Origin of the sequence: Limnohabitans curvus (genome assembly GCF_003063475.1) — a bacterium.
Classification (GTDB): Bacteria; Pseudomonadota; Gammaproteobacteria; order Burkholderiales; family Burkholderiaceae_C; genus Limnohabitans; species Limnohabitans curvus.
The window spans coordinates 2,034,680-2,054,181 of the sequence record NZ_NESP01000001.1 but is presented as its reverse complement, the minus strand read 5'-3'; the positions used below and the strand labels follow the sequence as shown (position 1 = coordinate 2,054,181).

The window sequence follows — 19,502 nt, the reverse complement described above, 5'->3', positions numbered from 1 at the left end:
TTGTTCACAATAGAGACATGCCTATGAATCAATACCTAGTCCAACTCGAACAGCTGGCTGTGCCACTGGCCATTGCGGCCGTGATTTTTGTGTTCTCGCTCCTCAGCTTCGGCGTGTGGGCTTCGCGCATTCGCCAAGTGCGTGCAGAAGTGGTGGGGCTCGATGCACGCCTAGGCGCGCACCAAGGCAGCAGCCGCGAAGCGCTGGCTTTGGCTGAAACCAAAACCACCGACAACGAGCTGAAGTTCTTACTGCGCGAAACCGAGGCGGGCCTGATTGACCTGCCCTCGCAACACGGTGTAAGCCAAGGCCCCAACAACAGTCACGGCAGTTACAGCTTTCGCAGCCACGCCGACACATGGACGGTGCGCAGCGTGCTGGGTGGCCGCATGAACTTGGCCTTGTTCGAGACCATGCCCAATTTGTTGATTGGCTTTGGTTTGATGTGCACCTTCATCTTCTTGGCGGTGGCTTTGCAACAAGCGGGCTTGGCGCTCAATGCGCTGGATGTGTCGGCGCGTCAACAAGACCAAGCGTTGCAGTCGCTCATTGCCACCGCAGGCGGTAAGTTCATCACCTCCATCGCGGGCTTGTTGTGTTCGCTGGTGTGGAACTGGCGCGCCAAAGTGGCGCTGGAGAACTTGCAGTCCAGCATCGACACCCTGTGCCACACGCTGCGCGCACGAGTGCCCGATAACGCAGCCGAAGCCAGCGTGCGCATGCAACTGGCTTTGTTCCAAGACATCTTGGACGAGAACCGTTCACAGGTGAGCCAACTGCGCCGCTTCGAGGGCGACTTTGCCAACGCGATTGGCGACGCCCTCTCGCGCAACATGCAGCCCGCGTTTGACAAGCTCGGCACATTGGCCGACACCATTCAAGCATCGAGCCAAAGCTTTGGCAGCGCGGGTAGTCAAGCTGCTGGCGAGCTGAGCAAAGCCGGTGCAGCCATGACGCAAGGTATTGAAAACGGTCTAGCCTCATTCAGCGATGCCGTGAGCACTTTGGCGCAAACCATTCAAACCACCCGAGCCACCGTGACCGACTTAGATGCAGCCATGGGTCGCGCCGCCACCGCGGGCAACCAAGGCACACAGCAGATGGAAACCTTGCTCAGTAGCTTTGGCCAAACCATTGCCAGCGTGCAAGGCGCGATGATGGGTTTGCAAGGCACGGTCGACAAGATTGACCAAGTCGCCGACAAGTTCAAAGACAGCGCCAGCTCGATTGAAAGCTCGGTGAACCTGCAACGTGCAGCGGCCAACGACTTCAAAGAAGCTTTGGTGCCAATGAACCAAGCCCTTGGCCAAACCGTGGACACACTCAAGACCAGCGCGGTGTCTGCAGAAGAAGCACTGGGCCATGTGCGCACGCACTTGCAAGACGCACAAAAAGCACTCACCGGCACCGTGGACGCACTCACCAAAGGTGTGTCCGGCTACAGCACGCAAATCTCAGACCTGCACACCAAGATGGACCAACACTTGGCCAGCGCGGTGAACCAACTCAGCGGCAGCATCACCAACCTGGAAGAAGTGTTGGACGAGTTCATCGACGCGTTGCCACCCAAGGCATAAAGCAGCGCGCCTAGATCATGTTCATCAAAACACGCCGCAACACCGCTGCCACCCACGAGCAGGTGGAAGAGTCGGGTTACATGGCTTCGGCCAGTGACTTGATGATTGGCCTGCTGTTCATCTTCATCGTGATGGTGATGGTGCTGCTCTCACGCAAGCCCGAGCAACCGCCCGAGCCCCCCGCCGACCCACTGGCCACGGTGGTGCACACCATTGGCACCAAGCTGCAAAACGCGGGTGTACCGGTGACGATCAACCAAGTGTCGGGCGTCATCAGCTTGCCTGCTGACACCTTGTTTGCACGCGGCAGCGCCGAGCTGGAAGGCTTGGGCGTGCGCACGCTGCGTCAATCGGCCGAGCAACTGCAACAAGTGCTGCCTTGCTACATCTATTCACAACGCCGCCGTCTGCCAGACGACTGCCCGCCCAACCCGCAACAGGTGGAGATTGAAACCATCCTGATTGAAGGCCACACCGACTCGGTGCCTCTGCACCGCGGCGATTACAACAACTGGCATTTGGGCCTGGACCGTGCGCGCGCGGTGTACAAAGTGCTGGGCTCAGAAGGCATGCAAAGCTACCGCAACGAACGCGAACAGCCCGTGTTTGGCATCAGCTCGTACGCCGACGAACGCCCCAGCAGCAAAGACAACGACACACAAAACCGCCGTGTGGAGCTGCGCTTTGTGTTGGCGTTTCAGCCCACCGACATCGGTGCGACCAAAGGCCCGAGCAGCACCTTGAAGAAGATGCAAGAGACGGTGCGCTAAGCGACCGCCAAAAAGATGCACGAGTTCTTCGCCCCCCTGCCGCAAGACTTTGACCAGCTGGCCCATGCTGCGCGCACCAAGCGCGGCGGCGGCTTTGGCAAAGACCCAGACTTGCGCACCGTGGGCGAGCGCACCTACAGCGCGTTTGAGCGCGTGGCGTTTGCACCCACCAGCACCGCACCGCGCCAACGCGATTGGCGACACATTCCCTACGCACTGTGGCTAGCCGCCGATCGCGGCCTGCACACCCACACGCCACTGACCAACCGCTACTTTGAGGTGGCCGTGCCCGAGGCGCTGGCCTCACGCCGCCCGCTCAAGTGGGGCCGTGGTTTGCTGCACACCTATTTGCAAGGCTTCAACCCAGAGAACCCGGTGTTCTTGAAGCTGGCCCACACCGCACGCGACTTCTTTTTAGACCCACGCGTGTTGGCCTCGCTCTCGGAGACCGAAGCCAATGGCCTAGAGCGACTCATCACCACCCTCGATGTACTCGATCCCATCAACGGTCCGGTGCATGTAGCCAATGACATTTTGGGCATGCCTGCCGACAAAACACTGGCGCAATGGCAAGAGCGCCATGCGCTGACCCAAGGCTTTTGGCTGAACAACTTTTGCAAGCAAGCGTTTTTAGAAGCCTTGCAAGCGCCCGAAGAAATTCGAAGTTCCATCGGCTATGTGAAGCGCATGTGCGAATGGGCCATGCACGACATTGGCAAGCCCACGCAGCGCCTGCGTTACCCGCTGTGCCGCGACGAGTTTGCCTACAGCCTGCTCTCGCCTTGGTTTGAGCGCAATCCGCGGCAGGACATCAAGAACGCGCTGCTGTCCGAGTTGCTGCGCACCTTGGGCGACCCACGCCACAACCACGCGGGTTGGCTAGGCGTACGCCGTGAAGCCATGGAGACGGCCAGCCGCTGGTTGACCAGCCGCACCATGGATGCGTTCTTTGAAATCTTGCGCCACACCGAAGACGACATTGGCCCCTACCGCCGTCGTTTTTGGGAAGCGTATTTCCATGCGGGCCACATCTTGGAAGCGTGGATTGCCTTGGGCGAACAAGCGGTGACAGAGTTGCAAAAAATCGACCCCACAGGAGAGCTGAGCTACGCCAAGATTTTGGGCAAGATCGCACCCAACCAATGTGTGCTGATGCTGCGCATGGGCAACATCTTGTTTTGCGACTGGAGCCACCAAGGCCGCTTGCGTGCGATTGCACACAACGCCAAGCAAGCACCCAAGCTGTACCAAAACGAATACGAACTCTTTCAGCTGCGTTTTCCCACCACACTGGACTTCAACGATGGCCAGCTAGACGACCCAGGCCTGGTGCACTACGAGTCCAAGCTGGGCGGCTGGCAAGACACCGCGCGGCACTTCATTGCACAGCACTTGGGCATCCAGCTGCCGCTCAGCGATTTGATGCCTACGGATGCCTCCGACTAAAGTCATCAAATCCTACTAATTTGATCAAACTCAACCCAAGGGTTTGTATGCACCAAAAAAGTCAGACCCTTGTAAGAGCCCCAGCTCACAGTCACGGGGTTTTGACAGATACCGTCATATAAGAGGAGACCGGTTCATGAGCGACATCACCATTCACCAGCCATCAGCTGAGTTCGTTAAACAAGCCAACGTATCCGGCATGGCCGCCTACGAAGCCCTGTGCAAAAAAGCAGAAACAGATTACGAAGGCTTTTGGGCCGAGCAAGCACGTGAATTGCTGAGCTGGAAAACGCCTTTCACCAAAGTCCTCGACGAGAGCAACGCCCCCTTCTTCAAATGGTTCGAAGACGGCACCTTGAACGCCTCTTACAACTGCTTGGACCGCAACATCGAAAAAGGCCTAGGCGACAAGACCGCCATCATCTTCGAAGCCGACGGCGGCGAAGTGACCAAAGCCACTTACAGCCAATTGCTGGCCAAGACTTGCCAATACGCCAACGCCCTGAAATCAGTCGGCGTGAAAAAAGGCGACCGCGTGATGATCTACATCTCCATGTCGATCGAAGGCGTGGCCGCGATGCAAGCGTGTGCCCGTATCGGCGCGACACACTCGGTGGTGTTCGGCGGCTTCTCTGCCCAATCGCTGCGTGACCGCGTGGAAGACACAGGCGCCGTGGCCATCATCACCGCTGACCAACAAGTGCGCGGTGGCAAGCACCTGCCCCTGAAAGCCATCGTCGACGAAGCCCTCACCTTGGGCGGCTGCGACTCTGTGAAGAACGTGTTGGTGGTCAACCGCACCGGTGGCGACATCGCCATGACAGCTGGCCGCGACCAATGGATGGCTGACCTGGCTGACAAACAAGCCACCACCTGCGAACCCGAGTGGGTGGGTGCTGAGCATCCCCTGTTCTTGCTCTACACATCGGGCTCGACCGGCAAGCCAAAAGGCGTGCAACACAGCACCGGCGGCTATTTGCTGCACGCAGCCCTGACCACCAAGTGGACGTTTGACTTGAAAGACAACGACGTGTTCTGGTGTACCGCCGACATCGGTTGGGTCACAGGCCACACTTACATCACTTACGGCCCCTTGGCTTTGGGCGGCACTGAAATCGTGTTTGAAGGCGTGCCCACTTACCCAGACGCTGGCCGCTTCTGGAAGATGATCCAAGACCACAAAGTCTCGATCTTCTACACCGCGCCAACCGCCATCCGTTCACTCATCAAAGCGGCTGAAGCCAACGATGCTGTGCACCCAAAGAGCTACGACTTGTCTAGCCTGCGTTTGTTGGGCTCGGTCGGCGAGCCGATCAACCCAGCCGCATGGGAGTGGTACTACAAGCACGTGGGTGGCAGCCGTTGCCCCATCGTGGACACCTTCTGGCAAACAGAAACCGGTGGTCACATGATCACCCCTCTGCCAGGCGTGACGCCGATGGTTCCTGGCTCTTGCACCTTGCCCTTCCCTGGCATCCAAGCAGCCGTGGTGGACGAAGCAGGTCACGACATGCCCAACGGCCAAGGCGGTATTTTGGTGGTCAAGCGCCCATGGCCTTCGATGATTCGCACCATCTGGAATGACCCCGAGCGTTTCATCAAGAGCTACTACCCCGAAGAGTTCAAGGGCAAGTACTACTTGGCTGGCGACGGCGCGATCCGTGACGAAAAGACTGGCTACTTCACCATCACGGGCCGTATCGACGACGTGTTGAACGTGTCGGGCCACCGCATGGGCACGATGGAAATCGAATCGGCCTTGGTGAGCTGCACCGAGTTGGTGGCCGAAGCCGCTGTGGTGGGTCGTCCTGACGACACCACCGGCGAAGCCATCTGCGCGTTCGTGGTGTTGAAGCGTTCACGCCCTACAGGCGACGAAGCCAAAGCGATTGCCAAAATCTTGCGCGACCACGTGGGCAAAGAAATTGGCCCCATCGCCAAGCCCAAAGACATCCGCTTCGGTGACAACTTGCCTAAGACTCGCTCTGGCAAGATCATGCGCCGCTTGCTGCGCAGCTTGGCCAAGAACGAGGCGATCACGCAAGACACCTCGACACTGGAAAACCCAGCGATCTTGGATCAGCTGACAGATAACCACTGATCAGCCAAAAAGCTCCGGAAACCCGCCCATTCGGCGGGTTTTTTCATTGAGAACGAGGGTTTTTGTGGTTTTAATTACAAATTCAGTAACTTAAAATTACAAACAATCCACTTAAAGCTCTGCTGTGAATACCGTCACGCCCTCCGCCCACACATCTGCCACGGTCGCTGCCGCGCCCGTGAAGCCTGGTGTGTCCAAGGCGCAGCAAGCGGAGGTTCAGGCTAAAAAAGCAGACCCTGTGGCAGAGATGCAAGCCGACAAAGAAGTTCGGGTGCAGCGCCAAGCGCAAGCGCAGGACAAGAGCCAGCTCAATTACTCTTTCGACAAATCATCCAGCACCTTGTCGGTGAAAGTGGTCAACCAGCCATCGGGCGAGCCCATCCGCCAACTTGACTTCCATGGGTTCAAAGCCATGACATTCAGTGCGCATGGCTTCAAAGGCCGCTACGTCGATAACGCCGCCTAAGCGACCTTAGGCGGGCGATCAGTCCTGATCGAGCCAGTGGCAAATTGGCACCCACTGCTCCAAATCTTTTTGAACTTTAGAAGGCGTGATGTCAAACATCGACAAGCCGTGCGCCGCCATGTGTAAATAGTATTGGGTGTCACGCAAATAGCTCAACACGGGCACTTGCAAGGACTCGATGAACTTGCGCAAGTTGGCGGCAGAAATGGTGCGTGTGTCCACGCGGTTGCCCACCACCGCGACTCGGGTGGGCAGCTTTTCTGTGATTTGCACCAACTGCAACAAAAACTCATTCGTGGCTTGCATGTCAAACACGCTGGGCATCACCGGCACGATGACTTTGTCAGCACGTTCAATCACCTCTTGCAAACGCCAACCGCTGATGCCGCCCGGGGTATCAATCACCACATGCGTGGTGCCGCGTGGCGGTTTGGCGGTGAGCACCAAGTCGGGCTGGTATTCCCACGTCGAAATGCGTGGCAATGTCTCAGGCCGTTGACTGAGCCAAAACTTCGACGATTGCTGCGTGTCGGCATCGCCCAGCATGACCTGATGGCCTTGCGATGCAAAGTAACCCGCAATATTGGTAGACAACGTGGATTTGCCAGCACCGCCTTTGGGGTTGGCAACGACAACAACTTTCATAGGCGTATGGGATTAAGAGAAATGGCTGGAATCAAAAGGTGCGTCAAATACGCCACAAAGCGTACACCGTAAAGTGTATTCATTTGCGAAAAATGACAATAAACGTCTAAACTTGCTAAAACTTATTTTTCGAAAGAGCACCCCATGAGCGAAGGCACAAAAGACAAGAGCATTTTTATTGGCGCCGGTGTGGTGTTCAAAGGCTCCATCAACGCCCCCAACCAAGCCATCATTTCTGGCACCGTGGAAGGCGACTTGGTAGCCAAAGACGTGTTGATTGGCGCAGCGGGCGTGGTCACTGGCACCACCGAAGCCGACTTCATTGACGTCAAAGGCGAATTGAACGAGTCGATCTCTAGCAAAAATGTGTTGATCGTGCGCTCTAGCGGCAAGATCACAGGTGATGTGACTTATGGCGAAATCGAAATCGAACGCGGCGGCAAGATCAAAGGCAGCATGAAGCAGGTGTAAAACCACCTTGCTTTATAGGGGCTGCATACAGCGTGACATGCAGCCCACCTAAAATGAGTGAAACTTTCAGAGCATCCTCGTTTGTCTCACCCGTCTTCTTCACACGCAGTATCTGGCGCACACATCGCAACGTCGCCCTACGCTGCACGTCAGCGCTCCCCACGCAAGCATCTGACTGGCATCACGCTGGTGGTGTTACTGCATCTGTTGCTGTTGTGGGCGATCTCGTCAGGATTGGCTCGCAAAGTCGTACGCATGACCGAGAACACGGTCGAAGCCGTGTTGATGTCAGAGGCACCGCCCCCACCCGCGCCTGCGCCTAAAACGCCGCCCCCCAAAACACCAGCACCGCCGCCCCCTGCGCCCACCAGCACCGCACCGGCCATCACCCAAACCGCGACACCACCTGCAGCTGCCCCCGCAGCGCCAGCCATTCGCACGGGTGCTGTTATTCAGCCAGGCGCGCACTGCGCCAAGCCCGACTACCCCAGCGCCTCGCGCCGCATGGAAGAAGAAGGCACCGTGACGCTGAAGTTTTTGATTGGTGTGGATGGCAAGGTCATTCAAGCCGACATTGAAAAAACATCCGGCTTCAACCGCTTGGATGAAGCTGCGCGCAACGCCCTGTCTAAATGCCAGTTCCGCCCAGGCACAGTGGATGGCAAGCCTGAGCAAAGCTGGGCCAGCATCAAATACACATGGCGCTTGGAATAAGTGCCTCACACACCAAAGGAAAAACCGATGTTTCAACACACCTTCACACGCACCGCTGCGGCACTGACCACGCTGGCGTTCAGCGCCAGCGCTTTGGCCGAAGACGTGGTTGAGAACCCTTATGGCTTGTCCGCCCTGTGGGCACAAGGCGATGTGGTGGCCAAAGCCACGCTGCTGATTTTGGTCATCATGAGCATGGGCAGTTGGTATGTCATCTTCACCAAACTGGCTGAGCAAAACCGCGTCATGCGCTATGCCCAAACGGCGCAAGACAACTTCTGGCATGCAGGCGATGTACGCCAAGGCACCGACGGCTTAGAAGCAGACAGCCCTTTCCGCTTCATTGCTGAAAAAGGGTTGGAGAGCGCAGGCAAGCACACCGGCTTGTTGGGCAACATCAACTTCAACGACTGGGTGACCATGAGCATCCAACGCGCCATGAACAACGTGCAAAGCCGCATGCAAGATGGCTTGGCTGTGTTGGCCACCGTGGGTTCGACCGCCCCCTTCGTCGGTTTGTTCGGCACGGTCTGGGGCATTTACAACGCGCTGGTGAAGATTGGCATGTCGGGCCAAGCCAGCATCGACAAAGTGGCGGGCCCTGTGGGCGAGTCGCTCATCATGACGGCCATTGGTTTGGCCGTGGCTGTGCCTGCGGTGTTGGGCTACAACTGGTTGGTGCGACGCAACAAAGTGGCGATGGAAGAAGTGCATGCCTTTGGCGCTGACTTGCATGCAGTCCTCTTGGGTTCAGCGAATAAGTAAATCATGGCCATGCACCTAGGCCCCAGCGAGGGCGACGATGAACTGTTGACCACCATCAACACCACGCCTTTGGTGGACGTGATGTTGGTGCTGCTCATCATCTTTCTCATCACCATTCCGGTGGTGACCACGTCGGTGAAAGTAGAGCTGCCGCACGAGGTGCAACAACCGCGCGAGACCAAGCCCGACAACATCATTCTGTCGGTCAACGCGCAGGGCCAAGCCTATTTGTATGACGCGCCCGTGCGTAGCAACGCAGACCTCATCAAGCAGCTGCAAACCTTTGCCGAGAAAACACCGCAGCCCGAAGTGCAAATTCGCGGTGATGCCAAAACTGACTTTGAAGCCGTGGGCCGCGTGCTGTATGCCGCGCAAGTGGCGGGTTTGACGAAAGTCCGTTTTGTCACAGACCCGCAGGGGAAATAAGCATGGCGATGAATCTGCAAACCCCAGACGAGCCCGAAGTGATGATGGACATCAACACCACGCCGTTGATCGACGTGATGTTGGTGTTGCTCATCATGCTCATCATCACCATTCCCGTGCAGCAGCATTCGGTCAACCTCGACATGCCTCAAAGCGCCACACCACAAACCAAGAAACCGAATGTGGTTCGCATCGAGGTGGACGCACGCAGCGTGGTCAACTGGAACGGCAAACCCTTGGCCGACCGCGCGGCACTCGACATACTGCTGTTAGAGGCCAAAGCCCAAGAGCCACAACCTGAGCTGCACATCAAAGCACAAGGCAAAGCCAAGTACGAAGCGGTGGCCGGTGTGTTGGCCAGCGCCCAACGTCAGGGCCTGACCAAGATTGGGATTGTGGGCACGAAGCAATTTGCCGCGCCCTAAATTCGGGTAATCACTAAGACCATGGCCCTCGTGTTGCCATGGTGACTCACCTGCCAAGAAGCTGTCGATAGGATCCGCCATCCCATCCTTCAGGAGCCTTGCATGGTTCAGTTCAAACTCAATGGACAGGCGGTTCAAACGACTGCCCCCAACAACACTCCGTTGCTGAATGTTTTGTCCAATGATTTAAAAATCAACGGCACAAAATTTGGATGTGGCAAAGCACAATGTAATGCCTGTTTGGTCATGGTTGATGGCAACCCCATGAAGTCATGTGTTGCGCCAGTCGCGTCCGTTGCTGGGCGCAGTGTCACCACACTCTCTGGCATGAAAGAAGGCGACAAACCCAGCCGCTTGCAACAAGCCTTCATCGACGAACAAGCGGCGCAATGCGGTTATTGCACCTCGGGCATGATCATTCAGGCACAAGCCCTGCTCGACCGAAACCCACGCCCCACCGATGCCGAGGTGCGCACGGCACTCGATGGCAACTTGTGCCGATGCGGAGCGCACAACCGGATTGTTCGTGCCGTGCTGCGCGCAGCGAAGGAGGCATGATCATGCACAAAGAACTCACAGCCAGCCGTCGTGGATTTCTGAAGACCACCGGATATTTGTCTTTGGCGTTTGCCATCCCGCTCGACAGTGCGCTGTCACAAGCGAACCCAAACACCCCCCGTTTGCCTGGTGATTTACAAACCAACCGCAAGCTCAGCGCATGGTTGCGCGTGAATGCCAATCAAACCGTCACGCTGCTGGTTGGCAAAGTTGAATTGGGACAAGGCATCTTGACGGCCGTTTCGCAAATCTGCGCCGATGAACTCGACATCGACTTGAACCGCGTTCAGGTTATCTCGGGCGATACCGCACTGGTGCCCAACGAAGGCGTGACAGCAGGCTCGTTTTCCATGCCTTACTGTGCGACGGCGGTGCAGCACGCATCGGCTGAAGTGCGCGCCATCTTGCTTGAACTGGCCGCTGAAAAACTGAATCAACCCGTCAACAGTTTGACGGTGCAAGACGGCAAGGTCTTGGCATCCAATGGCAGCAACGTTGCATATTGGGATTTGATCGTGGGCGAGTCACTCAACCGCGAGGCAACGGGCACCATCAAGCCCAAACCCGCCTCCCAACATCGCTACATCGGTCAACCCGTGCACCGCGTTGACTTGACGCCCAAGATCTTGGGTGAAGCCAAATTTTTGCAAGAGCACCGCCCTGCGGGCATGCTGTTTGGTCATTTGGTGCGCCCCCCCACCTACGCGGCCAAGCTGCTGTCGGTCAACGCAGCTAGCGTGCAAAAAATGCCAGGCGTGGTGAAAGTGGTGCGCAATGGCAGCTTCTTAGGTGTGGTGGCCCAACGCGAAGAACAAGCCTTGGCGGCTGCCAACGCACTGAATGCCTCTGCCAAATGGGAAGTTGAAAAGAAGCTGCCCACGCACGACGGTATTTTTGATTGGCTGCGCACCACCAAGCCCAACCGCGTCATCAACACCAAAGTGCAACCACGTGTCGGCGGCGAAACACCCGCCAAAACCATCGAAGCCACCTACTACCGCCCGTACCACATGCATGCCTCCATTGGTACATCGGCAGCCATTGCCACGATGGGCGCCGATGGTGTGATGCTGATTCAAACCCACAGCCAATCGGTGTTTGAAACCAGTATCGCCATTGCCAAAATGTTGGGCCTTGAACCCAGCAAAGTGCGTTGCCAACACATGCAAGGTGCGGGCTGCTATGGCCACAACATGGCCGACGACGCGGCGGCTGATGCCGCGCTTTTGGCCATGGCTGTGCCAGGCAAGCCCGTGCGTTTGCAATACACACGCGAACAAGAACACAAGTGGGAGCCCTACGGGTCGGCCATGGTGATTCAAACCAAAGCGGGTGTCGACGCCAACGGTAACGTGCTGGATTGGGACTTACAAATTTGGTCCACACCGCATGGCACACGACCTGGTGGTGAACCAGGCAATTTGTTGTCAGCCCGTTACCTAGAAAAACCGTTCGTCCAGCCCGTGCCCACCAACGGCGGACCACCCAACTATGCAGCCGATCGCAATGGCATCGCTTTGTATGACTTTGCAGGCCACCAGGTGCTGACGCACTTCATCACAGACATGCCTGTGCGTGTGTCTTCCACACGCGGACTGGGAGCTTACGCCAACGTGTTTGCGATTGAGTCCTTCATGGATGAACTGGCACTAGCCGCCAACATCGACCCACTCACCTATCGCCTGCGTTTCTTAAAAGATGAACGTGCACGCGACGTGTTGCAACAAGCTGCCGACAAGTTTGGTTGGAACAGTTGGAAGAAAACAATCAACCGAGGTCGCGGCATTGGCTTTGCGCGCTACAAAAACATTGCCGGCTACTGCGCGGTAGCCTTAGAGGTAGAGGTCAACCCACGCAATGGGCGCATTCGTGTTATGCGCGCCGTGGCTGCAGCGGACTCAGGCCATATCGTGAACCCAGATGGCGTGAGCAACCAAATTGAAGGCGGCTTGATTCAGTCTTTGAGCTGGTCGTTGAAAGAAGAAGTGAAGTTTGATGACACACAAATTTTGTCCACCGACTGGAACAGCTACCCCATCCTGACCTTCTCAGAAATTCCTCCGGTGGAAGTGGTGTTGGTCAACCGTCCAGGAGCCCCGTTCTTAGGGACGGGCGAAGCATCGCAGGGCCCCACCAGTGCAGCGCTGGCCAATGCGGTGTTTGATGCTACGGGGGTAAGGTTTCGCCGACTGCCGCTCACGCCTGAGCGCGTGAAGCAAGGCTTGGACAAAAAAGGAACTGCATGAAATTAATCAACACACTGGGGGCACTCGCACTGTGCGTTGGCGCGTTGTCCAGCATGGCGCAAACTAGCACTACACGCGACTACCCCAACCACCCCATCAAAATGGTCATCCCCTACGCAGCGGGTGGGCCGATGGATTTCATCGGCCGCACCTTGGCCCCGCGTTTGTCGCAGGCCTTAGGGCAGCCCTTGGTGATCGACAACCGTGCCGGTGCGGGCGGCGCCATTGGCACCGACGTGGTAGCCAAGTCAGCACCCGATGGCTACACGATGCTCAACACATCGTCCAGCCACGCCAGCTTGCCCGTTGTGTCGGCCAGCTTGCCCTACGACCCCATCAAAGATTTCGCGCCCATCACGTTGGTTGCCAACAGCGTGGGGTTTGTAGTGGCCGCACGGCCTGACCTGCCCGTGAAAAACTTGAAAGAGTTGCTGGCCGATGCCAAAGTCAACCCCGGCAAGTACACCTTTGGTTCTGGCGGTGTGGGCAACGTGATGCACTTTGCAGCTGAGTTTTTGTGTACCAGCGCAGATGTAAAGATGACCCACGTGCCCTTCAAGGGCGTGAGCCAATCGCTCAACGATTTGGTGGCAGGCCGCATTGACTTTGTCATTGGTGCGCCCACCGCCGTGCTGCCTTTGGTCAAGTCAGGCAAGCTCAAGGCCTTGGCCATCACCGCACGCAAACGTTGGAGTGAATTGCCTGATGTGCCCACCATTGATGAAGCGGCAGTGAAGGGCTTTGTTTACACCCCTTGGTACGGCTTTTGGTTTCCTGCGGGCGTGCCTGCCGAGCAGGTTGCACGCATGCGCACCGAAGTCAACAAACTCTTGGAAGACCCAGACATCAAACGCGCGTTTGCAGAACAAGGTTTTACCACCGTGGGCTCTAGCTCTGCTGAGTTCAGCAAAGTCATCGCTGACGAAATTGCGATGAACAAGAAGTTAGCCACGCGTGTGGACTTCACACAGTAAATCAAACACCTAGGAGGCTTCGATGTTTCACACCACCACCGACAGTTCTTGCAACCACTGCGCGCCACGCCGCAGCTTTTTGACAGGCCTGCTCACGGCCACTGCCGCCACCGTGTTGCCTTCGTGCGCCACCACATCTAAAGACGCACCCTTGCCCGCCGTTGCCAAACGTGCCTTGGTCGACGTGCATCACCATGTGTGGGCACCTGCGTCCTTGAAAGAGTTAGAAGCGCGCAAACTGGCCGAGCCCCCCGCACGCAACTGGTCGCTCAACAAAACCATGGACGACATGGCCAAAGCCGGCGTGACCTACACCCTCACCTCGCCCACCACCCCCGCCGCTGGTTTTGGTGATGTGGCCACCATGCGCAGCATGGCACGCATCAGCAACGAGTACGGCGCACAACTCGCACGCGACTACCCTAACCAGTTTGGCTTCTTTGCCACGCTGCCCATGCTTGATGTGGATGGCGCACTGGCTGAGATTGCCTACAGCTGCGATGTGCTCAAAGCCAACGGCATTGCCATGCTCACCAGCTACAACGGCAAGTGGTTAGGCGACAAAGCATTTGCGCCCATCATGGATGAGATCAACCGTCGCAAACTCATCGTCTACACCCACCCGTCGAACACACAGTGTTGCCAAAACTTGCAAGAAGGCGTTCCCGGCTCAACGATTGAATTCGCCACAGACACCACGCGCACCATCACCAGCTTGTTGTTCAGCGGCACGGCCACGCGCTGCAAAGACATCAAGTTCATCTTCTCGCATGCGGGTGGCACCATGCCGTTCTTGGTCGAGCGACTCGTCATGTTGCCAAAGCTCAATGCCAACTTTGGCAAGATCTTGCCCAGCGACCAAGTGCTGCCCACCTTGCGCAGTTTTTACTACGACACAGCGCAAGCATCGCACCCTGGCGCATTGCTTTCCCTCTTGAATTTGGTCGACGTGTCGCAGGTGGTGTTTGGCACCGACTTCCCTTACCGCACCTCGCTTGACCATGTGAAAGGTCTCATGGCCATGGGCTTCAGCATGAACGACCTCACGGCCATCGAAAGTCGCAACGCACTGCGCATACTGGGCCGCGCTTAAGTTGGGCTGGATATCGGCACAGTGGTCGAAGCACGCAACACAAGCTGCGGGCGCAAGACCACCGTTGCCTCTTGGCTTCCAGGACGTTCACGCAACGCGTCGATCAACAATCGCGCCGCCCGAAATCCCATTTCGTAATGTTGGATGCGCACCGAGGACAACGGCGGATTGACTTGATCAAGCAGTTGCATGTCGTTGTGCCCGACCACAGAGACATCACTTGGCACGCTGAGCCCTGCAAGTTTCAACGCCTGCAAACCACCCAAGGCCAATAAATCATTGGCAGCAACCACCGCTGTGAACTGCGTTTTGCTGCGTTTGCTCAACAAGGCATGCATGGCGATTTCGCCACTCTCAACAGAATAGGCGTCTGCACAGGCAATGGCTTTGGCGCCTAAACCGTGCTCGCGCATGGCTTGCTCAAAGCCCAAACGCCGCGCAAGCCCTGTCGACAAGGTCTCGGGGCCAGCAAGATGTGCAATTTTTTTGTGGCCTAAGCCAACCAAGTGATCAACCGCCAAGCGCATGCCCAGCATGTCATCACTGATCACCGCAGGCAAATGTCCGCGTCCATCGGTGCGGTTGATCAGCACGATTCGCGCACCGCTTTGTCGCAGACTGTCTAACCACGCATCGTCACGTGTGGCGGTTGCAACCAAGAAGCCTTCCACGCGTTGTGCTTGCATGCGCTCGACTGCGACCTGTGCGGCATCCACACTGTTGTCAGGGCGGGAGGTATTGGCCAAGAGCGCAAAGTAGCCCTCCTCATCCAAAGCATCTTCAATGCCACGCAAGATGGGCGGAAATACGGGATTGGTGATATCGGGCAACAACACACCCACCGTTTTGGAGCGCCCTCGGCTCAAGGCCGACGCCGCATGGTTGGGGCGATAGCCCAACTCACGTGCAGCCGCCTCAATGCGTTGCAGCAACTCAGCCGCCACCAAATGACGACGCTCAGCATCCATGGCCCGCGAGACCGTCGACTTATGCACACCTAAGTGCAGGGCTAAGTCTTGCAAAGTTGGAACAGGCGATCTGGACATCAGACGAGTTTATTGCAACCGGTCGCTTGAGCGACAAATTAGGGTAAACGGCGGTTTCTCTTTGAGTCAGTAGTGCTTAGGATGACATCAACTTGCAACCGGTTGCAAACTTTTGAAACTCTTTGTGCCGTCTAGGAATTCCCCATGTCGTCCCCACCCCTTGCACTACCGACCACCCCAGAATCCATCTTGCCCTTGGTCATTCAAGCCATGTCCCGCACGCCTGATGCCCGTCTGCGTGAACTGATGGCCTCGCTCACCTCACACTTGCACGCCTTTATTCTGGAGAAACAAGTCACAGAAGCAGAGTTCGAGCGCGCGGTGAAGTTCTTGATTGACATTGGGCAGGCCACAGGTGAAAAAACCAACGAAGTCATCTTGGCCGCTGACTTGCTGGGCGTGTCCTCTTTGGTGGCGGTTTTGAACAACCCCGCCAACGATCTTCAGCACGATGACCACACGGTCGAAGAAGCCGCCTCACACGCCGCATTGCTTGGCCCGTTTTGGCGAGCGAACGCCCCGTTTTGCGAATCGGGCGACAACATTGCGCGCGGCAAAACGCAAGGTACCCCCCTCGAAGTCCGTGGCGTGGTGTACGACAAGCACGGACAACCCTTGCCAAATGCCACCGTTGACGTGTGGCACGCCTCCCCGGTCGGCCTGTACGAAAACCAAGACGATGCACAAGAGAACATGAACCTGCGCGGCCGTTTCAAAACCGATGCCCACGGTGCGTATTTCTTCAAAACTGTGCGCCCCGCTGGCTACCCCGTACCCACCCATGGTCCGTGTGGTGACTTGTTACGCGCGCAACTGCGCCACCCCAACCGACCCGCGCATTTGCATTTCATGGTGTCCACGCCAGGTCACAAAGTGCTCATCACGCAAGTGTTTGCCGATGGTGACGAAAACCTCACCAGTGATCCTGTGTTTGGTGTCACCGCACCGCTGGTGGGCCAATATGAAGAACGCACTGTCAATGACCAACGCCAAGCCCATTTGACGCACGACTTTCACTTAGTGGCGGGCGAGATGACTTTTCCCCATCCCCCCATTCCTTGATTTTTTTACCCAGAAGAACTAGAACACTATGACCTCCCACTTTGAACCCACAGACTCATTGACCGGCAGTGTCGCCGTCATCACCGGTGGTACTGGCGCCATTGGTTTGGCCAGCGCACACCGCTTGGCCAAACTTGGCGCACGCTGTGTGTTGCTCTACAACTCTGAAGCGCCCGAATCAGCAGCAGCCAAAGCGGCAGCTCTGCCTGGCTCAGGTCACCTGACTTTTAAAGCGCAAGTCACCGACAGCGCCTCGCTCCAAGCCGTTGCCGATCAGGTAGCGGCACTGTGCGGCGTGGTCCACATCCTCGTCAATAGCGCGGGCTACACCAAAGCCGTGCCTGCCAACGACCTAGGCGCTCTGACCGACGAACTGATTGACGACATTTTGAAAGTCAACTTTCGCGGTGTGATCGCCACCATTCGCGCCTTCATGCCGCTGCTGAAAAAATCAGAAGACGGCTTGATCGTCAACATCTCCTCCATTGCGGGCTTCACAGGGACAGGCAGCAATTTGGCTTATGTCGCAGCCAAAGCCAGCATCGACGTGGTGGGCGATGCCTTGGCCAAAGCCTTTGCACCTCATGTGCGCGTGATCTCGGTCTCACCCGGCGTGATCGACTCCACCTTTGTGCCAGGACGTGGTGCCGACTTCAACGACAAAGTGGCCCCCACCATTCCGCTGCGTCGCATTGGCACTGCAGATGATGTGGCCGCTGTGGTGCAAGCCTGCGCCACCACCATGCGTTACGTCACGGGCACGCGCATCGTGGTCGACGGTGGTCGCCACCTTTGATTGGAAAGTAAAACTGACATGAGCCAAAAAACATTTCTCACCTGTGCCGTCACCGGCAACATCACAACGCCTGACCAAACCCCACATTTGCCAGTCACGCCAGCGCAGATTGCCGACGAATGTTTGGCTGCGGCCGAAGCCGGTGCCGCCGCCGTACACATCCATGTGCGCGACCCCAAGACAGGCAAACCATCCATGGATCTAGAGCTCTACCGCGACGTGTTTGACAAAGTGCGCCGCGCCAACCCAGAGCTGATCATCAACCTCACCACCGGTCCTGGTGGCCGCTTCATCCCCAGCGTTGATGACCCACGTGTCGCAGCACCAGGATCGACCTTGGTACAACCCGAAAAGCGCGTAGAACATGTGCGCATTCTCAAACCCGATGTGTGCTCGCTGGACCTCAACACCATGAACTCAGGTGGCGATGTGGTGATCAACACCCCGCGCAACGTGCGCATCATGGCCAAGATCATGCGCAAGGCAGGCGTCAAGCCGGAGCTTGAAATTTTTGATTCCGGTGACATGCATTTGGCACGCGACCTGATTGCAGATGGCACGCTCGAAGGCCCCGGCATGTGGACTTTTGTAACGGGTGTGAAGTACGGTTTTTCCCCCTCCCCTGAAACTTTGCTGTACGCCCGCAGCTTGCTGCCTGCAGGCGCCATTTGGTCTGCCTTTGGCATTGGGCGATTTGAATTTCCCATCGTCGCGCAAGCTTGGTTTGCCGGTGGCCATGTGCGCGTTGGCATGGAAGACAACATCTATTTGGAAAAAGGTGTGTTGGCCAAAAGCAATGCCGAGTTGGTAACGAAAGCCAAACGCATCATCCATGACTTGGGTGGCGAATTGGCCAACCCACGCGAAGCACGCGCGATGCTGAACTTGCCCAGCCGCGCTTGATACAAAGAAGGAACACAAGGAATGTCGATTCAAAAAGAAGACTTGCGCGCCGTGCGCGTGAACGCCAAAGCAGCCTCGGCCGACGAACTGGCACCCACCCTTGAAAAACAAACACCACCCACGTTGCAAAAGGGTGAGGCCTTGGTGCGTGTACGCAGCGCAGGCGTGAACCCCAGTGATGTGAAAGCGGCCTTGGGCATCATGCCGCAAGCCGTTTTTCCGCGCACCCCGGGCCGCGACTTTGCAGGCGTGGTGGTGGATGGCCCCAGTGCATGGATAGGCAAAGAAGTGTGGGGTTCAGGCGGAGATGTGGGCATCACACGCGATGGTTCACACGCGGGTTGGTTGGTACTACCCGAAGCTGCCTTGCGCGAAAAACCCAAGAACTTGAGCTTTGAAGAAGCAGGCTCGGTCGGCGTTCCCTTCATCACCGCCTACGAAGGGTTTCGTCGCAGCGGCATGCCGCAACGCGGACAAACCGTGGCGGTCATGGGTGCCAACGGCAAAGTCGGCCAAGCAGCCGTGCAACTCGCCGCACAAGCAGGTGCCCATGTGATTGCCGTGCGTCGCGGCGGCGGTGCGTGGGATGGTCCGTCGAAGGGCGTGCACACCATCGACGCCAAAACCGAAGACGTGGCCGCACGCATGCGCGAGCTCAGCGATGGCAAGGGCGCACACCTTGTGTTCAACACGGTGGGCAGCCCCTACTTCGAAGCCGCCAACAAAGCCATGGCCAAAGGCGCGACGCAAATTTTTATTTCCACCATCGAACGTCCCGTGCCGTTCGACATCTTCACGTTCTACCGTGGCATGCACACCTATGTGGGCATCGACACCTTGGCGCTGAATTGCATCGAAACCAACGAACGCATGGAAGCCATGCGCGCTGGTTTTGAAGCGGGCACGCTGCAACCCTTTGTCGTGAGTCCCGATGCGGTGTTCTCGCTCGACCAAGTGTTGGCGGTCTACAAAGAAGTGCTGAGTGGCGCCAGCCGCCGCGTGGTCTTTAACCCTTAAA

General features: G+C 57.2%; 20 protein-coding genes. 18 read left to right on the top strand and 2 right to left on the bottom strand.

Translation table 11 applies throughout. The features are described from left to right. Window positions 1-23: 23 nt before the first annotated feature. The 5 genes from B9Z44_RS10320 to B9Z44_RS10300 all read left to right on the top strand — a co-directional run bounded on the left by B9Z44_RS10320 (window position 24) and on the right by B9Z44_RS10300 (window position 6,360). Entirely contained in the window at window positions 24-1,577 is a 1,554-nt protein-coding gene (locus tag B9Z44_RS10320; RefSeq protein ID WP_108402383.1) for a methyl-accepting chemotaxis protein, read from the top strand. A 17-nt stretch (window positions 1,578-1,594) separates the two neighbouring features. After that, a complete protein-coding gene (locus B9Z44_RS10315; RefSeq protein ID WP_108402382.1) occupies window positions 1,595-2,347 on the top strand; it encodes an OmpA/MotB family protein in 753 nt (250 codons plus the stop codon). 15 nt (window positions 2,348-2,362) lie between these two features. Continuing rightward, complete coding sequence (locus tag B9Z44_RS10310; RefSeq protein WP_108402381.1) at window positions 2,363-3,793, top strand: EH signature domain-containing protein; 1,431 nt, start codon at window positions 2,363-2,365, stop codon at window positions 3,791-3,793. Between the two features lie 136 nt (window positions 3,794-3,929). Continuing rightward, a complete protein-coding gene (gene acs, locus B9Z44_RS10305; RefSeq protein ID WP_108402380.1) occupies window positions 3,930-5,894 on the top strand; it encodes an acetate--CoA ligase in 1,965 nt (654 codons plus the stop codon). 124 nt (window positions 5,895-6,018) lie between these two features. Further along, window positions 6,019-6,360: a flagellar protein FlaG gene (locus B9Z44_RS10300; protein ID WP_108359282.1), complete on the top strand. Its 342-nt coding sequence runs from the start codon at window positions 6,019-6,021 to the stop codon at window positions 6,358-6,360. Between the two features lie 18 nt (window positions 6,361-6,378). Here B9Z44_RS10300 and B9Z44_RS10295 read toward each other — a convergent pair whose 3' ends face one another. After that, complete coding sequence (locus tag B9Z44_RS10295; RefSeq protein ID WP_108402379.1) at window positions 6,379-7,005, bottom strand: ParA family protein; 627 nt, start codon at window positions 7,003-7,005, stop codon at window positions 6,379-6,381. Window positions 7,006-7,149: 144 nt separating this feature from the next. Here B9Z44_RS10295 and B9Z44_RS10290 point away from each other — a divergent pair, with 144 nt between their 5' ends. The 9 genes from B9Z44_RS10290 (at window position 7,150) to B9Z44_RS10250 (ending at window position 14,677) form a co-directional block, all read left to right on the top strand. Then, window positions 7,150-7,476, top strand: coding sequence for a bactofilin family protein (locus B9Z44_RS10290; protein WP_108359284.1), 327 nt, complete (start codon window positions 7,150-7,152; stop codon window positions 7,474-7,476). Window positions 7,477-7,557: 81 nt separating this feature from the next. Beyond that, window positions 7,558-8,190, top strand: coding sequence for an energy transducer TonB (locus B9Z44_RS10285; RefSeq protein WP_233246893.1), 633 nt, complete (start codon window positions 7,558-7,560; stop codon window positions 8,188-8,190). Window positions 8,191-8,217: 27 nt separating this feature from the next. Then, window positions 8,218-8,955, top strand: a complete 738-nt coding sequence (locus B9Z44_RS10280) for a MotA/TolQ/ExbB proton channel family protein (RefSeq protein ID WP_108359285.1) — start codon at window positions 8,218-8,220, stop codon at window positions 8,953-8,955. A 3-nt stretch (window positions 8,956-8,958) separates the two neighbouring features. Continuing rightward, the gene (locus tag B9Z44_RS10275; RefSeq protein WP_108359286.1) at window positions 8,959-9,381 is read left to right on the top strand and encodes an ExbD/TolR family protein; all 423 of its coding nucleotides are present in this window, start codon (window positions 8,959-8,961) and stop codon (window positions 9,379-9,381) included. Between the two features lie 2 nt (window positions 9,382-9,383). Next, entirely contained in the window at window positions 9,384-9,806 is a 423-nt protein-coding gene (locus B9Z44_RS10270) for an ExbD/TolR family protein (protein ID WP_108402378.1), read from the top strand. 102 nt (window positions 9,807-9,908) lie between these two features. Further along, the gene (locus tag B9Z44_RS10265) at window positions 9,909-10,364 is read left to right on the top strand and encodes a (2Fe-2S)-binding protein (RefSeq protein ID WP_108359288.1); all 456 of its coding nucleotides are present in this window, start codon (window positions 9,909-9,911) and stop codon (window positions 10,362-10,364) included. 2 nt (window positions 10,365-10,366) lie between these two features. After that, on the top strand, window positions 10,367-12,610 hold the full coding sequence (locus B9Z44_RS10260) for a xanthine dehydrogenase family protein molybdopterin-binding subunit (protein WP_108402887.1): 2,244 nt from the start codon (window positions 10,367-10,369) through the stop codon (window positions 12,608-12,610). After that, window positions 12,607-13,584 (top strand): Bug family tripartite tricarboxylate transporter substrate binding protein, encoded by a 978-nt coding sequence (locus tag B9Z44_RS10255; protein WP_108402377.1) that lies wholly within the window; start codon window positions 12,607-12,609, stop codon window positions 13,582-13,584. The genes B9Z44_RS10260 and B9Z44_RS10255 overlap by 4 nt, the downstream gene beginning before the upstream one ends. 22 nt (window positions 13,585-13,606) lie before the next feature. Continuing rightward, the gene (locus B9Z44_RS10250) at window positions 13,607-14,677 is read left to right on the top strand and encodes an amidohydrolase family protein (protein ID WP_108402376.1); all 1,071 of its coding nucleotides are present in this window, start codon (window positions 13,607-13,609) and stop codon (window positions 14,675-14,677) included. Here B9Z44_RS10250 and B9Z44_RS10245 read toward each other — a convergent pair. After that, window positions 14,674-15,723 carry a LacI family DNA-binding transcriptional regulator gene (locus B9Z44_RS10245; RefSeq protein ID WP_108359291.1) on the bottom strand — a complete coding sequence of 350 codons (1,050 nt, stop codon included), beginning with the start codon at window positions 15,721-15,723 and terminating at the stop codon, window positions 14,674-14,676. The genes B9Z44_RS10250 and B9Z44_RS10245 overlap by 4 nt on opposite strands. Before the next feature lie 144 nt (window positions 15,724-15,867). On the opposite strand from B9Z44_RS10245, the gene B9Z44_RS10240 reads away from it, so the two are divergent. Genes B9Z44_RS10240 through B9Z44_RS10225 form a run of 4 tightly spaced genes read left to right on the top strand, consistent with a single transcriptional unit; the run spans window position 15,868 to window position 19,501 of the window. Continuing rightward, on the top strand, window positions 15,868-16,785 hold the full coding sequence (locus B9Z44_RS10240) for a dioxygenase family protein (RefSeq protein ID WP_108402375.1): 918 nt from the start codon (window positions 15,868-15,870) through the stop codon (window positions 16,783-16,785). Between the two features lie 28 nt (window positions 16,786-16,813). Beyond that, window positions 16,814-17,581 (top strand): SDR family NAD(P)-dependent oxidoreductase, encoded by a 768-nt coding sequence (locus B9Z44_RS10235; protein WP_108359293.1) that lies wholly within the window; start codon window positions 16,814-16,816, stop codon window positions 17,579-17,581. A gap of 18 nt (window positions 17,582-17,599) precedes the next feature. Next, on the top strand, window positions 17,600-18,484 hold the full coding sequence (locus tag B9Z44_RS10230; RefSeq protein WP_108402374.1) for a beta-keto acid cleavage family enzyme: 885 nt from the start codon (window positions 17,600-17,602) through the stop codon (window positions 18,482-18,484). A 21-nt stretch (window positions 18,485-18,505) separates the two neighbouring features. Continuing rightward, window positions 18,506-19,501, top strand: coding sequence for a quinone oxidoreductase family protein (locus B9Z44_RS10225; RefSeq protein ID WP_108359294.1), 996 nt, complete (start codon window positions 18,506-18,508; stop codon window positions 19,499-19,501). Window position 19,502: the final 1 nt, after the last annotated feature.

Coding starts and splice junctions, on each gene's coding strand:
- B9Z44_RS10275 (WP_108359286.1), top strand. CDS start 8,959: ATGGCCATGCACCTAGGCCCCAGCGAGGGCGACGATGAACTGTTGACC.
- B9Z44_RS10225 (WP_108359294.1), top strand. CDS start 18,506: ATGTCGATTCAAAAAGAAGACTTGCGCGCCGTGCGCGTGAACGCCAAA.
- B9Z44_RS10295 (WP_108402379.1), bottom strand. CDS start 7,005: ATGAAAGTTGTTGTCGTTGCCAACCCCAAAGGCGGTGCTGGCAAATCC.
- B9Z44_RS10255 (WP_108402377.1), top strand. CDS start 12,607: ATGAAATTAATCAACACACTGGGGGCACTCGCACTGTGCGTTGGCGCG.
- B9Z44_RS10240 (WP_108402375.1), top strand. CDS start 15,868: ATGTCGTCCCCACCCCTTGCACTACCGACCACCCCAGAATCCATCTTG.
- B9Z44_RS10235 (WP_108359293.1), top strand. CDS start 16,814: ATGACCTCCCACTTTGAACCCACAGACTCATTGACCGGCAGTGTCGCC.
- B9Z44_RS10265 (WP_108359288.1), top strand. CDS start 9,909: ATGGTTCAGTTCAAACTCAATGGACAGGCGGTTCAAACGACTGCCCCC.
- acs (WP_108402380.1), top strand. CDS start 3,930: ATGAGCGACATCACCATTCACCAGCCATCAGCTGAGTTCGTTAAACAA.
- B9Z44_RS10315 (WP_108402382.1), top strand. CDS start 1,595: ATGTTCATCAAAACACGCCGCAACACCGCTGCCACCCACGAGCAGGTG.
- B9Z44_RS10290 (WP_108359284.1), top strand. CDS start 7,150: ATGAGCGAAGGCACAAAAGACAAGAGCATTTTTATTGGCGCCGGTGTG.
- B9Z44_RS10310 (WP_108402381.1), top strand. CDS start 2,363: ATGCACGAGTTCTTCGCCCCCCTGCCGCAAGACTTTGACCAGCTGGCC.
- B9Z44_RS10250 (WP_108402376.1), top strand. CDS start 13,607: ATGTTTCACACCACCACCGACAGTTCTTGCAACCACTGCGCGCCACGC.
- B9Z44_RS10270 (WP_108402378.1), top strand. CDS start 9,384: ATGGCGATGAATCTGCAAACCCCAGACGAGCCCGAAGTGATGATGGAC.
- B9Z44_RS10230 (WP_108402374.1), top strand. CDS start 17,600: ATGAGCCAAAAAACATTTCTCACCTGTGCCGTCACCGGCAACATCACA.
- B9Z44_RS10260 (WP_108402887.1), top strand. CDS start 10,367: ATGCACAAAGAACTCACAGCCAGCCGTCGTGGATTTCTGAAGACCACC.
- B9Z44_RS10320 (WP_108402383.1), top strand. CDS start 24: ATGAATCAATACCTAGTCCAACTCGAACAGCTGGCTGTGCCACTGGCC.
- B9Z44_RS10280 (WP_108359285.1), top strand. CDS start 8,218: ATGTTTCAACACACCTTCACACGCACCGCTGCGGCACTGACCACGCTG.
- B9Z44_RS10245 (WP_108359291.1), bottom strand. CDS start 15,723: ATGTCCAGATCGCCTGTTCCAACTTTGCAAGACTTAGCCCTGCACTTA.